11 protein-coding genes and 1 pseudogene are annotated in these 15133 nt (G+C 58.7%); 5 read left to right on the forward strand and 7 right to left on the reverse strand.

Annotation, left to right across the window (positions count from 1 at the left end; genetic code table 11):
- Window position 1: 1 nt before the first annotated feature.
- Both P1S46_03420 and P1S46_03425 read right to left on the reverse strand, forming a co-directional pair.
- Window positions 2-580: a hypothetical protein gene (locus P1S46_03420; protein ID MDF1535538.1), complete on the reverse strand. Its 579-nt coding sequence runs from the start codon at window positions 578-580 to the stop codon at window positions 2-4.
- A 13-nt stretch (window positions 581-593) separates the two neighbouring features.
- The gene (locus P1S46_03425; protein MDF1535539.1) at window positions 594-2021 is read right to left on the reverse strand and encodes an OmpA family protein; all 1428 of its coding nucleotides are present in this window, start codon (window positions 2019-2021) and stop codon (window positions 594-596) included.
- A 143-nt stretch (window positions 2022-2164) separates the two neighbouring features.
- Between P1S46_03425 and P1S46_03430 the strand changes: the two genes are divergently transcribed.
- Together P1S46_03430 and tyrS are read left to right on the forward strand one after the other, a co-directional pair.
- Window positions 2165-3100 carry a Ppx/GppA phosphatase family protein gene (locus P1S46_03430; GenBank protein ID MDF1535540.1) on the forward strand — a complete coding sequence of 312 codons (936 nt, stop codon included), beginning with the start codon at window positions 2165-2167 and terminating at the stop codon, window positions 3098-3100.
- A 65-nt stretch (window positions 3101-3165) separates the two neighbouring features.
- Window positions 3166-4386 (forward strand): tyrosine--tRNA ligase, encoded by a 1221-nt coding sequence (gene tyrS, locus P1S46_03435; protein ID MDF1535541.1) that lies wholly within the window; start codon window positions 3166-3168, stop codon window positions 4384-4386.
- Window positions 4387-4877: 491 nt separating this feature from the next.
- On the opposite strand, the gene ispG is transcribed toward tyrS, so the two are convergent.
- The 5 genes from ispG to P1S46_03460 form a co-directional block, all read right to left on the reverse strand.
- On the reverse strand, window positions 4878-5969 hold the full coding sequence (gene ispG, locus P1S46_03440) for a flavodoxin-dependent (E)-4-hydroxy-3-methylbut-2-enyl-diphosphate synthase (protein MDF1535542.1): 1092 nt from the start codon (window positions 5967-5969) through the stop codon (window positions 4878-4880).
- A gap of 4 nt (window positions 5970-5973) precedes the next feature.
- A complete protein-coding gene (rseP, locus tag P1S46_03445) occupies window positions 5974-7266 on the reverse strand; it encodes an RIP metalloprotease RseP (GenBank protein MDF1535543.1) in 1293 nt (430 codons plus the stop codon).
- Window positions 7267-7747: 481 nt separating this feature from the next.
- Complete coding sequence (gene greA / locus P1S46_03450) at window positions 7748-8221, reverse strand: transcription elongation factor GreA (GenBank protein ID MDF1535544.1); 474 nt, start codon at window positions 8219-8221, stop codon at window positions 7748-7750.
- A gap of 241 nt (window positions 8222-8462) precedes the next feature.
- A complete protein-coding gene (locus tag P1S46_03455; GenBank protein MDF1535545.1) occupies window positions 8463-11105 on the reverse strand; it encodes a helicase C-terminal domain-containing protein in 2643 nt (880 codons plus the stop codon).
- Window positions 11106-11386: 281 nt separating this feature from the next.
- On the reverse strand, window positions 11387-11848 hold the full coding sequence (locus P1S46_03460; protein ID MDF1535546.1) for an Hsp20/alpha crystallin family protein: 462 nt from the start codon (window positions 11846-11848) through the stop codon (window positions 11387-11389).
- Between the two features lie 123 nt (window positions 11849-11971).
- Here P1S46_03460 and P1S46_03465 point away from each other — a divergent pair, with 123 nt between their 5' ends.
- The 3 genes and pseudogenes from P1S46_03465 to P1S46_03475 all read left to right on the forward strand — a co-directional run bounded on the left by P1S46_03465 (window position 11972) and on the right by P1S46_03475 (window position 14815).
- Window positions 11972-12889 carry an AEC family transporter gene (locus P1S46_03465; GenBank protein MDF1535547.1) on the forward strand — a complete coding sequence of 306 codons (918 nt, stop codon included), beginning with the start codon at window positions 11972-11974 and terminating at the stop codon, window positions 12887-12889.
- 170 nt (window positions 12890-13059) lie between these two features.
- Window positions 13060-13191: pseudogene (locus tag P1S46_03470) on the forward strand (ferredoxin domain-containing protein).
- A gap of 130 nt (window positions 13192-13321) precedes the next feature.
- On the forward strand, window positions 13322-14815 hold the full coding sequence (locus tag P1S46_03475; protein ID MDF1535548.1) for a glycosyltransferase family 39 protein: 1494 nt from the start codon (window positions 13322-13324) through the stop codon (window positions 14813-14815).
- The last annotated feature ends 318 nt before the right edge of the window (window positions 14816-15133 follow it).

Genomic DNA, 15133 nt, shown 5'->3' on the forward strand with positions numbered 1-15133 from the left:
ATCAGGGCTCCCTGGACCAGGAACGGGCGTTCATCCTGTAACCGGTCGGTTTTTTGGACAACTCTTCCGACAGGGTGATCTCGAGGAAATTGGCGGCGGCACGCATGGCATCGAACTTGAAGCTTGTTTTCCCGGTACTCACAACCTCCTGGACGGGTGTGCTTAAGACCAGGAAACACTCCACAGTGATGATGTGGGAGGAAGGGTCGACGATGCCGGCGTGCACCTCTAAAGCACCCCCGCGAACGAGGACGAGCCTGTCTGTTTCCTCGAATTCACGGCTTGCGAGAGGGTTGCCGTCCAGTGTCAACTGGATGGAGGCCGGGACCTTGCCCCTGAGCGGCTGGGAGGCGAAGAAAACGGAAAGAGAGGTGAGCTTGGGATCGACCAGGTCCTCCAGCATGACGTCGATCTGCTTTTCTAGAACGGACAGGTCCTTCTCGATATCTGCCAGCTCTCCTTCGAGTTCCTCAACCGGGGCTGGAGCCCCGCCGGTATCATCCGGGTGGGCTTCCGGTACCAGACCTGCAGACAGCAGGAGTATTATGAAAGAGCAGATCGCAACAGTTTTTCTGAACATGCTTCCCTCCGCTTCAATCGGGCAGGAACGCTCCCTCCGGCAGACTGATACGCGCTACAAACCAGTCTTCTACAGCACCTGGTCCCATCTCCATGGGACCGAACACGCGGGTGATCCTTCTGGCCGGTTCGGTCGGGTAGAGAACAACGGTCAACTGGGCCTGTGCCGCCTTGCTCTCGGGAGAATGATGGTAACGAGCAACAATATCATAGATGCCCTGCGAGACCCTCGTCATACTGAAGACCTCCGGGCCAAAACCGTCCTTGTCGTCCAGGTCCAGGGCGCCTTCCGGGATGGCTTCACTGCTCTCGGGAGGGTCAAGCGCCCCGTAATAGGTGTGTTGATCGTCGGGACCGTAGATGTGCAGGTCCAGGTCGACACCCGGCTGGTCCCATATCAGGTAGACCACCATTTCCTTGGGTGCGAGATTGATCGTTGAAACGGTGATGTCCTCGCTGGTATCCGTTGTTCCGTAGATATCGACCGCTTCGACACGGATCCGGTTGTTCCTGCGAATGAGGACCACCGGTTGGGAGAAGTTACCCTCTTCGTCCACTTCGATCCTGTGCGGGGCTCCGTTGAGGAAAAGGAAGGTTTCCGACAGGGTGGTCTGGGCCTCGATCTTGCCCGTCACGCCGATCACCGGTGAATGGGTGGTATCGAAAACCTGGCCGTCCCTTGGGGTGTTGATCCTGATCTCCGGCGGCGGTGGAACGTAACTGACCGCGACCTCATCCTTTCCGAAGGCGCCGCTGTCATCCCATGCCATGACCTCTATGGTGTTATCGCCCCGTTCGAGGACCACCTCCGTATCGATCCTCGATTCCTGGACGGCGATGAGGCTGGATATGCCGTTGATGGTCAGGAGGGCCGTCTGGGAACTCCCCTCTACGATGGCCTTGACCTTCTGATATGCACGGTCGACCGTACCGGGGGCAGGTTCGAGGATGAGGACGTTCTTACCCAGGACCTTTCTCGGTGCCTGGGTCTGGACCTTGGCGGCAGCGGGATCGCCGATTCCGACGAGAACACGGCGGTTGGGGGCCTGGCTTTCGAAGCTGCCCGCGGAAACCACCGGGGTTGTCTCGCCCCTGGAATCCACGAGGAGACGCTCGCGGGGAAAACCGAACCTGTCCACCAGGTGGTCGGCGATCCGGGAAGCGTAGAAAAAACCGATGGCGAAGTTTTCCTGCTCGATTCCGAAGGTATCCGTGTGCCCCGTTACCGTGACTGTGACGGAAAGGTCCTTTTTCAGCTGTTGAACCATCTGTTGAAGGGTGGATTTTTCCTCCATCGAGACCTTGTCGGGATCCCAGTCAGCGGAAAGGGTGAGTGCGATCTGGATGGGGGCTGCGGCTGCCGGGACGAGGGAAAACTGTATCAACAGGATCAGGACGACTGGTATGATCAGGATGAGATGTACGGGGGCTTTTTGAAACATCAGAGCTTTCTATCACGGGCACCGGTGGGTGGCAAGAAAGGATTCATTCCCCCAGAATGAACCAGGTCACGGTATACAGTTCACGGTTTACAGTGAAATCGTTTTTACTGTGAACTGTAAACTGTAAACGGTAAACTACTCCCATGCTTGTCGCCTCTATCGATATAGGAACCAACACCGTACGCTGCCTCATCGGGACCTGCGAAGAAGGCATTCTTGAACCGATCATCATACGTCGTGAGATCGTCAGGCTTGGTTCCGGTCTGCGATCCACCGGGAAGGTCAAGCCGCCGGTCCTCGCCCGGCTTGAAGATGTGCTGGAAAGTTTTGGCGGATCTGTCCGGGAGTCAGGCTGCCGGAACGTTCTGGCGGTCGGGACCAGCGCCCTTCGCGACATGGCGATGGACGGTGACGAGCCTGTCGAAAAGCTGGCCAGGCGCCTGGGCTTCCCGATCCGCCTCATCTCCGGCGAAGAAGAGGCAGCTCTTACCTCTGCCGGCGTTCGGGCGGGGATCGGTGACCTCGACGAGGGACTGGTCGTTGATATCGGGGGAGGCAGTACCGAACTGGTTTGCCTGTCCGGAGGATCGATCTCCTGGTGGCAAAGCCTTCCGGAGGGGGTGGTTCACCTCACGGAACAGTTCCTCCTGAGTGACCCTCCTACCGGGGAGCAGGCCCTCGCGGTCCGCGGGCGGTTAAGGTCTCTTCTGGACGACCTGCCGGAAGGCGGCGGAGAGGTTGTGGCGGGAACGGCGGGGACGCCGACAACGCTGGCCGCACTCGATTTGGGCATTGACGATTACGATCCTACTCTGGTAAATGGTCACGTCCTTTCCCGGGAGACGGTAGAAATGCTGGCAGGAAAACTTCTTGCCATGTCGGCCCGGCAAAGACTGGAGCTGGCAGGGATGGAAAAGGGGAGGGAAGATCTCATCGCCGCCGGTGTCATCATGGTTGAGGAGGTCATGGATCGCTGGGGGTTCCACGAAATGATCGTCAGCGACTGGGGGCTTCTGGAGGGGGTGGCGCTAAAGGCAGCTGAGAGCTGCCTGGAAGGAGGAAGGAGGAAGGAAGAATAGGGAAGTTAAACGACCTACTACCTCCTTCATCCTCCGCCCTTCTTAAACGGAGTTAGAGAAAAACCATGAACAAAAAAGCTGAACTCAAACGCCAGATGGAGATCATTGCCCGCGGCACCGTGGACCTGATATCGGCCGAGGAACTGGAGAGGAAGATCACCCGTAGTCTGGAGGGTGGTGAGCCGCTCCGCGTCAAGGCCGGTTTCGATCCCACCGCGCCGGATCTTCACCTTGGGCATACCGTCCTCATGCAGAAGATGAGGCACTTTCAGGACCTGGGACACCAGGTGATCTTTCTCATCGGTGATTTTACAGGGATGATCGGAGATCCCACCGGCCGGTCGGAGACCCGGATCGCCTTGACGGAAGACCAGGTAAAATCCAATGCGGTGACCTACCAGGAACAGACGTTCAAGATCCTGGACCCCGACAGGACGGAAGTCGCTTTCAACAGCCGCTGGATGAAAAAACTGACAGCCCAGGACCTCATTGAGCTGGCGGCCCACTATAACGTGGCCCGGATGCTGGAAAGGGATGACTTCCGGAAGCGGTACACTGAGCAGCGGCCCATCACCATCCACGAATTCCTTTACCCCCTTGTCCAGGGATACGACTCGGTGGAGCTGAAGGCTGACGTGGAGCTTGGAGGCACAGATCAGAAGTTCAACCTGCTCGTTGGAAGAGACCTCCAGCGTGCCTATGGCCATGAGCCACAGGTTGTGATCACCATGCCCCTTCTGGAAGGAACGGACGGGGTCCAGAAGATGAGCAAATCGTACAACAACTATATCGGGGTCACGGAACCGGCCGGAGAGATCTACGGGAAGGTCATGTCCATCTCCGACGAACTCATGCTCCGGTATTATGAGCTGCTGAGCAGGATCTCCATCGAGGAGCTCGGGAAACTGAAAAGTGAGATGGCATCCGGTGCGGCCCACCCCATGGAAATCAAGAGAGCGCTGGCGCGGGAGATCGTCGCCAGATACCACGACGAAAGCGCCGCCAAGAAAGCCGAACAGCAGTTCAACGCACGTTTTTCAGAGCGGAAATCACTGGAAGCGATGGCGGATGATGAATCGATGGATGTTTTTGGCATGACGGAGCCGATGCCGCTTTTCAAGGTCGTTGCCGAGTTCAGAGGTATCAGCAGCTCGGAAGCTATCAGGATGATCAAGGGTGGCGCAGTTCGGAGCATGGATGAAAAAATATCTGACACGAAGTACATGGTCACTCCGGGTAAAGACAAGGTGATCCGGGTAGGGAAAAAGTTTTTCAGGGTAAAATAACTTGTGAACAGTGAAGCGTGAATGGTGAAAGGTGATGGACTCGCAAAAAGTCCATCAACGCGCCCCGCGTGGGGCGCCCAAATCAATGACAAGCCGCGCCTGGGAAGGGCGCCCGGATCGATGACCGGTAAATATGTCAGCGATCCGTGAGGGAAGGGAAAACCACGCTTTTCCCTTCCCGTTGAGCCAAAGTCTCGCACAGACTTTGGTGATCTATCAGCAGTCATTGTAAGGAAAGGGAAAACGACGCTTTTCCCTTTCCGTGGAGCGAAAAGTCCCGGATTGGACTTTTTGCGACTCTATCATAATTGGGCTCGCGAAGACAAGCATTACCCCAGTTCCTGGCCTTTCTCCGTGTCCTCTGCCTGTCACGCCAGAGGCGTGATGAGCTCTGTGGTGAATCCGCTCTTGCCGCCTTTACAGGAACCGCGTTTTCTGAGATTGCGTCACGCGGTAACGGTTCGCAATGACAGCGTTTTAACCCATGCCGTTTATTCAGCACCCGCGCCCTCCTCCGCAAGAAGGCGATCCACTTCGCTCATGAGCGCGTCCACCGCCTCATCCAGCCCGACTTTACCAACAACCTTCCCCCTGGCGAACAGGATGGCGTGGCCCTTCCCGCCGGCCAGGCCGGCGTCCGCTTCCCGGGCTTCCCCGGGGCCGTTGACGGGGCACCCCATCACCGCGATACGCAAGGGAACCTTGATGTTCCGGACCCTTGCCTCCACCTCGGAGGCCCACCGGGCGACGTCGATCTCGGCCCGGGCGCAGGTGGGGCAGGCCACGACCCTGGCGCCGGTGCGCAGCCCGAGAGCCCCCAGCAGCTCGAACCCGGCATGAACCTCCGGGACCGGGTCCCCTGAAAGGGAGACCCGCAGGGTGTCACCGATACCATCCGCCAGAAGCAGGGACAGGGCGGCTGCCGTGCGCACCGAGCCGCTCAGCACGGTGCCGGCCTCGGTTACGCCCAGGTGCAGGGGGTAATCCACATCCTCGGAAAGGAGGCGGTAAGCCTTGACCGTCTCCATGGGGTCGGAGGTCTTCACCGACAGCTTCATGTCGAAAAACCCCATCCCCTCCACGAACTGGACGGATCGAAGGGCGCTTTGAACCAGGGCTGCCGGCGTCGGGCGGCCGTATTCTTTAACGATATCCCTTTCCAGGGAACCCGCGTTGACCCCGATACGAATGGAAGCCCCGTTTGCTAAAGCCGCCTGGACCACCTCCCTCACCTTCCACGCCGCGCCGATGTTGCCCGGGTTGATGCGCACCGCGTCCGCCCCGGCCTCCAGGGAGCCCACCGCCAGTTCGTGATCGAAGTGGATGTCCGCCACAAGAGGCAGGCGGACATTTTTCCTCAGGACCGCAAAACCCTTCAGGGCGCTCTCGTCGGGTACGGAAACCCTGACGATCTCGCACCCCGCAGCGGCAAGCTCCCGCACCTGGGCAAGGGTAGCCTCGATGTCAGCGGTTGGAGTGTTGGTCATGGACTGGACCGAAACGGGTGCGGTACCGCCCACGGTGAGGGACCCGACCTGGATCGGGCGTGTGGGCCTTCGTCCCATTAAAACAGGAGAGGTCATCACCTTACCTGCCAAGGAGACGAATGATATCGTTGTAGGAGATGACGATGATCAGGGTAATGAGAAGAAAGAATCCGACCTTTTGCGCCACAACCTGTGTCCTGATATCAAGAGGTCTTTTCAGAAGGCCCTCGGCGGTGAGGAAGACAAGGTGTCCGCCATCCAGGACAGGAATGGGAAGCAGGTTGAGCACCCCGAGCTGAAGGCTCAGGAACGCCATGAAGGCGAGAAACTCGGCGAGACCGGCTTTGGCCGCCTGGCCGGTGACCTGGAAGATCATGATCGGGCCGCCGAGGTTCTTGATGGAGGATTGGCCGCTCACAAGTTCCCACAGGAAGGAAAAGGTCATCCCCAGGAGCTCCAGGTTCTTCTCGGCTCCCATCTTCAGTGATTCCATGGGTCCGTAACGGCGTACCACCGTATCGGACATGGGAGAGATGCCCATGAGTCCCCGGCCGCTCTTCTCGTCCAGTTGCGGAATCACCTCGAGACTGACCACACCCTCGCCACGCTTCACCACGACGGTGATCTTTTTGTCGGCGCTGCCGTGGATGATGCGTGCCATCTCGCTCCAGTGGGAGACAGGGACGCCGCCGAGGGAAAGGATGAGGTCCCCTTTTTCCAAACCGGCTTCCTGAGCCGGGTAGCCCGGGGTCAGGGAGCCGATGGCCGGATCCATGGGAGGCAGGATGCCGTAACCTCCCTCCTCCCCGGGAGAGTCAAGAGTCAAGGTGCGGCGGCCGCCCCTTCCCTCGACGAGAACGTTCTGGGGACCAGTGGAACCTGCGGCCATGATCTCGAAAACATCCTCCCAGTCGGCGACTTCGGTACCGCCGACGGATACGATCTTCTCTCCCACGATGAACCCGGCCCTGTCGGCAGGCGAACCCGGCTCGACCCAACCCGCCACCGGTACGTCGTCGAGGTAGGCGGGGACCGACATCCCGACCATGAAAACCATGGGCATGACGATAAAAGCGAGGACGAGGTTCATGATGGGACCGGCCAGGATGACCGCTCCCCTCTGGTGCGGCGGCCTGGTGCTGTAAAGAGCCGGGTCGTCCGGATCGGCCTCCTCATCCGGATCCTCGCCCCTGAGCTTCACATAGCCCCCGAGGGGGATCCACGAGACGCAGTACTCGGTCTCTCCGCGGGTGAACCCGAACATCTTCGGGGGGAAACCGATGGAAAAACGGTCCACACCGATGCCCTGGAGCTTGGCGACGATGAAGTGGCCAAGCTCGTGGACGGTAACGAGGATTCCGAGAACGACGATGAAAGATAATGTTGTAGTCATGTTTCAATAACTCCGAATAATTGGTCGTTATCAGCGCGAAGAGCAAAGTTGATGGACTCGCAAAAAGTCCATCAACGCGCCCCGCGCGGGGCGCCCAAATCAATGACCCGTCCCGCAAGTCATTAATTTGCGGGATAAGTCATTGATTTGTGAGGAAAGGGAAAACGACGCTTTTCCCTTTCCGTTGAGCGAAAAGTCCCGGATTGGACTTTTCGCGACCCTGTCATAGTTCAAGCTTCGCTTGAATGGATGATCGCGAAGGGTAAACAATGCCTTTGAAAGAGCAACAGCTGTACCAAAACAGGCTGCCACGGCAAATTGTGCGTAACAGCCTGTTTTATATATTTAATACAGGTACTGGAAAATAATGGAATGGTCCGGGGCACGGTCATGATGCATAAAAAACCGGCACACTTAAAAGGTGTGCCGGTTTTTCGAACAAAGAAATTAAATGTGGCAGGTGCAAACCATCACATTTAATTTATGGATTTGAGATATCCAGAACCTCAAGTTCCCTCAGGCCGCGGGGGATCTGGACCTGGACAACATCTCCCACCCTTTTCCCGATGAGAGCCCTGGCCACGGGGGAACTCACACTGATGCGCTGGGCCGAAATATCGGCCTCGTCCACACCCACGATCTGGTAGGAGACCTCCTCGCCCGAATCCAGGTCCTGCACGGTGACCTGCAGGCCGAAAACGACCCGGTCCGTGCTCATGGCAGACGGGTCTACCACGTTGGCGTTGGCGACCTTGTTCTCGATATCCCTGATCCGTTTCTCCAGGAACGCCTGCTGCTCCTTGGCAGCATCGTACTCGGCGTTTTCAGAAATATCGCCGTGGCCCCTCGCCACCGCGATGGCTTCGATCACCTTGGGTCGATCTTTCGACTTGAGTTTCTTGAGTTCCTGCTGAAGCTTCTTCAGACCCTCGGGTGTGATGGGGTACCTGATCATCTGCTTTACTCTCCCGGTTATCAGAATTTCGCCCCTACAAAGGGGCAAAAAAAAAGCAACCACCCGCCGTGCGGGTGGAAACGTATCCATCAAGTAACCCGAATGAACCGCAATGTCAACACCCGAAATCCGTCTCGCGAAAATACTTTCATGAGACGGATTTCGGGTATGAGGATTTACCTCGACACGTTGATACCTCGACACTTCGATACAGTTATTACCCTTCCCCATTCCCTATTCCCTATTCCTTTTTCCTGTCCTTCTGAAACAAAAACCCCTCCACGTCGCGCTTTAAAGTTTCCAGGTTCTTCCGGGTGAGTTGTACGTCGCCCAGGGAGGAGATGATGACCCGGCCGTAGGAACGCCGGATGATGCGGCCGTCGCAGATCACGGCGTACCCGTGGTCATCACGGTGCCTGATGAGCCTCCCGATACCCTGCCTCAACCTGATGATCGCCCTGGGAATGGAATCTTCATAGAAAGGGTCCCTGCCCTGCTGGATCAGGGCCTGCCCACGCGCTTCGGTGACCGGATCGGTGGGAACAGGGAAGGGCAGCCGCGCAAGGATCACCAGCCTGAGGGAACTGCCCACCACGTCCACCCCCTCCCAAAAGCTGTCGGTGGCGAAAAGGACGGAGTCCGGATCGGCACGGAACGCCTCCAGGAGGGCACTGCGCTGGGCTTCCCCCTGCCTGAGGACCCGGATGCCGTTATTCTCCAGGAAGCCCGCACACTCCCCGTGAACCCGGTCCAGGGTGCGGTACGATGTGAACAGGACCAGAGCCCCTCCCCCCGAAGCGGCCACCAGTTCCCTGACCGCCTCGGACAAACCTTCCGTGAACCCCTGTTTGCCGGGATCGGGTATACCGTCGAGGACCGCCAGGCGCATCTGGCTTCCCATGTCGAAGGGGGATGGATAGACCGCGTGGATGAGTTTCCTGCCCTCGAGATGGCTGATACCCAGCTGCCGGTCGAAAAAATCAAAACTCTGTCCTACCGTCAGGGTCGCCGAGGTCATCACCACCGGTCCGACCTGTGAAAAGAGGGTGTGCTGAAGGATGGGGGCCACATCCAGGGGGGTCAGGTGGAGACTGACCTGCCGGCCTGTGCTGTGGCTTCTCACCTCCACCCAGAAAACCTCCTGCGCCTCTTCCCCCTCCAGGACCCTTTTCAGGAAATGGACGCAGCCGTCCAGGCGGCTGGAAACAGCGGCCAGGTCACTCCACAGGTGATCCAGGTCATCGAACCCGGCATCCACCAGTTCCCGGAGGGAGCTGTTTATTCTCCTCAGGGGTGTCAAGGCCCCGGCGATGAGCATGACCATCTCTTCGATGAGATCGTTTACTCCCTGCCACTGGACCTCATTCCGCCGCTCAAGGGGGACCCGCCACCGGAATTCCCTTCCTTCGGCGCCTCCACCTTTAAAGGTTTTACCTGAGCTTCCCCGGGAATTCCGGTGTGCGGTTCTTTCTGAGATCTGAGATCTGAGATCTGAGATATTCTTGCCTTCCTCAAGCCACGTCAGGAAAGCGTCCCCCAGGTCATCGAAGAGATGGTCGAGATCCCGCCGGACCTGGCCTGTTCTCTCCCCGAGTTTGGCGATGAGTTCCACCAGGTTGTCGCGATCGCGGGCCTTCAACCCTTTATGCCCCTTGACACGCTGCCTGAGGAACGGGACCAGCCCCCTCTCGGCCCTGCGCCTGCTCACGAGCCTTCCCAGGTGGGCCATGAGCCCTCGCCTGGTAATTCCAGCGTCAAAGTAGGACAGGGCCACATCCTCCACGTTGTGGGCCTCGTCCAGGATCACCGCATCGTAGCGGGGCATGATGGCCGCACTCTCGTGACCATCGCCTCTCAGGGAGAGATCGGCGAACAGGACGTGGTGGTTCGCCAATAGAAGCTGGGCCGACGCGGCCTCGAGGCGGGCACGGTAGAAAAAGCAGCTGGAAAAATGGAAGCACCGCGCCCTTGTGCAGGAATCAGACTCGGCCCTTATGAGGGACCAGTTGGCGTCGGTGGGGACGAAAGGCAGGTCCGAAAGACTCCCGTCCCGGGTGGCCCTGCTCCAGGACATGAGCTGCTGCACCTCCCCGAGATCATCGAAATCCAGGAGGATGTTCCCGCCGTCACCTTCCAGCAGATCCCGTTTCCTGAGGCAGCAGTAGTTGCCGCGCCCCTTGACGAGCACAGCCTTGACCGGTCTCCCGAGGGCCGCCTCCAATACCGGCAGATCCTGGTTCAGGATCTGTTCCTGGAGGTTGATCGTACGGGTTGCGATGGCAACCCGGCGGTTTTGCCGAAGTGCCCAGAGAGCCGCCGGAACGAGGTAAGCGAGGCTCTTTCCCGTTCCCGTTCCCGCCTCCAGGACACCCACGGCCGACGAATCGAGAACCATTGTCACATCCCGGGCCATACGCTCCTGGGAGGGGCGCTCTTCGTAGTTGGGGTGAGCGGCGTTCAGAGGGCCGTCCGGGGCGAAGATGGAGGCTACCTCGTCGGGATCGAGGGGGTCGGCGCTGTCGGCAGCCCGCTGGGGTTCCACAACAACGTAGACCCTGCTGCAGGCGTTATCTACGATGTAAAACCCGATTCCCTGGCTTCCCAGGCTGGATGCGATGGAAAGGTCCGCTTCGGACGGGACCAGGATGCCCCCTGGATGGTTATGGATGACAACATCGCCCTGCCGTGCGGGCAAGGCGTTGGCGGGGACTGCTTTCGCGTTCCCCCGGGCCAGGATCTGAACGTCACGGACCAGACCGTCATCGTCCAGGCGGCCGAGGAGGAAAAGTTCGTTGCCTCCCGAATCCTCGATCTCCCAGGCGATCATTTCCCGGATTTCGCCCGAGATCCTTTCTTCTATTGGTGTTCCCGGTCCCTTGGCCATTTGGTGAACGATACTATCCCAAAGGTTCAAAAGAGACACGGAGAAAAGCGCCAGGGCCCGGATTTCACCACGGCTACTCTACCGTGCTTGAGTGAGCGCCAGCGAACGGGCGGTTAATACCAATGGCCTTTTAGCGCCACAGCGCCGGGATTTACCGCCAAGCACCCGAAATCCAATATCCGGGGTCTGATACCCCGACAGCTCAGAAAAGGGCAGCGTGCCGGAATACCATGGACACGCTGCCGGACATACAATTCTCCCCCAGGAGAATAAACCCTGATTTATCCCACCTGGACCTTGATCTCCTTCGCCTTGGCCTCCTCGGCCTTGGGGAGGTCTATGGTGAGGACCCCGTCCTTGTAGGACGCCTTGATCTTGTCCTCCTTGACCCTGGCCGGGAGGGTGACCGCCCTGGCAAAGGACCCGTAGGACCTCTCCATGTAATACCGGTTCTCGGTTTTCTCCTCCTTCTCCTCCTTCTTCTCGCCCTTGATGATGAGGACGTCGTCCTTCAGGGAGATCTCCACCTCATCCTTCCTGACACCGGGGAGCTCCACCCTTACCTGAATGGCGTCCCTGGTCTCCACCAGGTCAAGGGCGGGCGTCATTGCTGCCATACCCTTTTCCGACGTCTCACCGAAGAAGTCGGTGAAAAGGCGGTTCATCTCGTCCTGGAGTCCCCTCAGCCCGAAGAAAGGTCCCCAGTAGGCGGGATGCCTGCCGCTGTAACGCTCGATCGACATGATCTTTCACCTCCTTTTCTGTTTTATATTGGAAATTTATCTCCGCTTTTCGTTTTGTCAAGCGCACGGTCAAGTGCACCGTACTTGCCCGATTTGCCAGGCATAAAGTATAGTCGTCTGGCCATGGCAGCTATCCTCGAGAACATATCGCCGGTCTTTATCGTCATTGCCCTGGGCTTCCTCTCCAGGAGGCTGGGGTTCCTCCCGGACACTTTCATCGGTTCCGCCAACCGGCTGGTCTACTTCGTCGCCATCCCGATCCTCGTTTACAGCGAGATCTCCAGGGGATCCTTTTCCGAGAGCTTCAACATCGTTCAGATAGCGGATGTCTTCGCCGCCCTGGCCATGACGGCCGTAGTGGTCCTGATCCTCGCCAGGGCCCTTGCCCTCAGCCCTGGAGGGGCGGCCACCTTTGCCCAGGCCTCCTTTCACAGCAACCTGGGATACGTCGGTCTCGCCGTGGTGTTCTATTCCCTGGGAACCGAGGGCAGGGCAGCTGCCAGCGTCCTGGCGGGCTTTATCATGCTTTTCCAGAACTTCCTCGCCATCGGGATCTACACCTTCGTGGCGCGCGAACACCGAAAGCTGGACATGAGGACGGCGGGCCGGTTCGTGGGAAACCCCATCATCCTGGCAACTCTGCTGGGGCTGGGCTCCTCGGCCGCCGAAATCAGGCTGCCCGGGTTCGTCGACCGGTCCTTCGATATCGTGGCCCACATGGCCCTGCCCCTGGCCCTCCTCATCATCGGGGGGTCCCTGAAAACCGCCCCTGCCAAGAGGATCCAGCTGGTGGCCGTCACCACCGTGTTCAAGCTCATTGTCCTGCCACTGACGGGTCTTCTCCTTTTCAGGGCTTCGGGTCTGGACGTGGGAGCGACCCTCATCGGCGTCATCCTGCTTTCAAGCCCATCGGCCACGCTTTCCTACGTCATGGCGTCCGAGATGGGCGGGAAACCCGACTTCGCTGCCGCCGCTGTCACCACCAGCACGGTCCTGTCCCTGCTCTCCTATACATTGTGGATATCGGTGATAGGGGGATAAACAGGGAGGAGCCCCTTCGATCCCGCCAGGGCAGGACTCGGGACCGGGCAGGAGGGAGAAGGGGGAAAACAGGGTGGAGAGGAACCTGATACCCCCGGAAGCTGTAACTTGATACCCTTTTTGGAGAAAAACATGAAACTTGAGTGGGACGGGTTTGTGAACGAATCGCTATCGACAACCGGATCATGTTCAGCGCGGGCAAGGCGGCCATCGAGCTGGGCCTTTTCCCCCACCCGGTGACCGTGGCCTACGGCATTCCCCTGTCGGCCACGGGGAAGAACCCGTTTTTTGACCGAAAATAGAAAATGGAGGATGAAAAGATCCTCGCCTCCATTTTCTTCATATTAGTTCCCTTTATGATAAAAACTGTACCCGACACACTGAAGAGCGTTCAATTCGGAGAACCACAGGAAAATCTTTGAGATCTGAGATATGAGATTTGAGATTAAAGCCACCCTGACCAGGGTCTTCTGGGCCGTCTTTTTCATCACCACCCTGCTGCGCCTCATCTATGCCGTCTCCCTGCCACTTTCCGGCGACGAGGCCTATTTCTGGGAATGGGCAAGGCACCCGGCCCTTTGCTACTACGATCATCCCCCCGTGGCCGGGTGGATCCTTTGGGTCACGAGACACCTTTTCGGTGACACGGTCCTGGCCGTACGCATCGTTGCTGTTATGACAGGGTCCCTCGTGACAGCTGTCGTTTACAGGTACACTCTGGACATCACCGGATTAGCCCGATCGGCGGCGTGGACGGGCCTTCTGGCCATGGGCATCCCCGTTCTGGCGGGCCTCGGAGTCCTCTACACCACGGACACGCCCGTGCTGGCCGCGGGAACCCTGGGCGGGTACCTTTTTCACCGGGCCGTTAACCGGGGAGACCGGAAGAGCTGGCCGCTGGCCGGGCTGTGTTTCGCGGTCCTTTACGGAAGCAAGTTCCTGGGCGTACCGATCATCGCCGCCAGCTTCCTGTACCTTATCGCCAGACCCGACAAAAGACCGCTCCTGAAGACCCCCGGGCCGTACACGGCCTGGGGACTGTCCCTGCTGGGCCTCATCCCTGTCCTCATCTGGAACGCTCAAAACGGCTGGGCGACCTTCATCTTCAATTTCGGGTCCCGCCACGCCTCCTCTTCCCTGAGCCCGGGGAACGTATTTGATTACCTCGTGGGGCAGGCGGCAGGACTGAGCCCGCTCCTGCTCGTCATCGGCATCCCTGTCCTGGCTCGAGCCGGTTTCCCGTGGAGGGGCAGGGACGGCGACCGGGCGACTGCCGGATTCCTGGCACTGGTCCCCCTGGGAGGTTTCCTGGCGCTCAGCCTGGCAACGAAAGTCGGGATCCACTGGCCCGCCGTCGGAGTCCCGTTCCTTGCCGTTTCCGTTGGCGCTGCCCTGACCGCGGACAGGAAACCGGGCCGGTGGTTCTTCGGGACCCTGGCCCTCGCGTGGATCATGACAGCCCTCCTCTTTGCCGTCCCCCTGGCCGCGAAACTGCTCCCTGCCGATTGGGAGTATCCCCGGGCTGAACGGATCAACACCGGGCAGCTCAGGAAAATGGTGGACGATCCCGGACAGGTGGGGGCACAGATCGATGCCGAACTGGCTGCCCTGAAAGGGGAAAAGGACGCCTTCGCATTTACAAGATCCTACGCCCTGTCTTCCCTGGCGGCATTCTATATCCCGAGCCACCCCCAGGTCACCGTCCTGGGCGAAGGCAGCGTTCACGGCAGGAACCACCGCTACTGGTTCGATCCCGCACGACACGTTGGACTCAACGCCCTTTACGTGTCGTACCGCCCGGCGGAAAAGGAGGTCCCCTTCGTCGAGCGATTCTTCGAAAGGTCGGAGGTAGTATCCGATTCGGCGGGGTCGGGGGAGATACCGCTCACGGTGATCAGGGGGTATGGGTATAACGGTTTAAGGTAACCAGAGCAGGGAGAAGGGAGAAGGTGGAAAGTGGAAGGTGGAAAGTGTGATTACACCAGACGCGGGGAAAGACTGTATCGAGATGTCCAGGTATCTATGTGTCGAAGCGGCTATTGTATTGACATAAAACATCGTTACCTAGGAGTCTGTCGGAGAACCTGCCTGTCTGGTTAGACAGGCAGGGCACAGACTCCTAGATAGAGTTTGTCGGAAGATGTGATCTTGGTCCAGTATTTTATAGAATACATTGTGTTAACAGTGACTTACCATCTTCACCGACTACTTTATCATCGGTTGATATGAAGAAAAAATATTATA

This window comes from bacterium, from assembly GCA_029210545.1.
Lineage (GTDB): Bacteria > BMS3Abin14 > BMS3Abin14 > BMS3Abin14 > BMS3Abin14 > JARGFV01.

Excerpts from the sequence above, each read along its gene's own strand:
- P1S46_03420 (MDF1535538.1), bottom strand. The coding sequence starts at position 580 with ATGTTCAGAAAAACTGTTGCGATCTGCTCTTTCATAATACTCCTGCTG.
- P1S46_03425 (MDF1535539.1), bottom strand. The coding sequence starts at position 2,021 with ATGTTTCAAAAAGCCCCCGTACATCTCATCCTGATCATACCAGTCGTC.
- P1S46_03430 (MDF1535540.1), top strand. The coding sequence starts at position 2,165 with ATGCTTGTCGCCTCTATCGATATAGGAACCAACACCGTACGCTGCCTC.
- tyrS (MDF1535541.1), top strand. The coding sequence starts at position 3,166 with ATGAACAAAAAAGCTGAACTCAAACGCCAGATGGAGATCATTGCCCGC.
- ispG (MDF1535542.1), bottom strand. The coding sequence starts at position 5,969 with ATGACCTCTCCTGTTTTAATGGGACGAAGGCCCACACGCCCGATCCAG.
- rseP (MDF1535543.1), bottom strand. The coding sequence starts at position 7,266 with ATGACTACAACATTATCTTTCATCGTCGTTCTCGGAATCCTCGTTACC.
- greA (MDF1535544.1), bottom strand. The coding sequence starts at position 8,221 with ATGATCAGGTACCCCATCACACCCGAGGGTCTGAAGAAGCTTCAGCAG.
- P1S46_03455 (MDF1535545.1), bottom strand. The coding sequence starts at position 11,105 with ATGGCCAAGGGACCGGGAACACCAATAGAAGAAAGGATCTCGGGCGAA.
- P1S46_03460 (MDF1535546.1), bottom strand. The coding sequence starts at position 11,848 with ATGTCGATCGAGCGTTACAGCGGCAGGCATCCCGCCTACTGGGGACCT.
- P1S46_03465 (MDF1535547.1), top strand. The coding sequence starts at position 11,972 with ATGGCAGCTATCCTCGAGAACATATCGCCGGTCTTTATCGTCATTGCC.
- P1S46_03475 (MDF1535548.1), top strand. The coding sequence starts at position 13,322 with ATGAGATTTGAGATTAAAGCCACCCTGACCAGGGTCTTCTGGGCCGTC.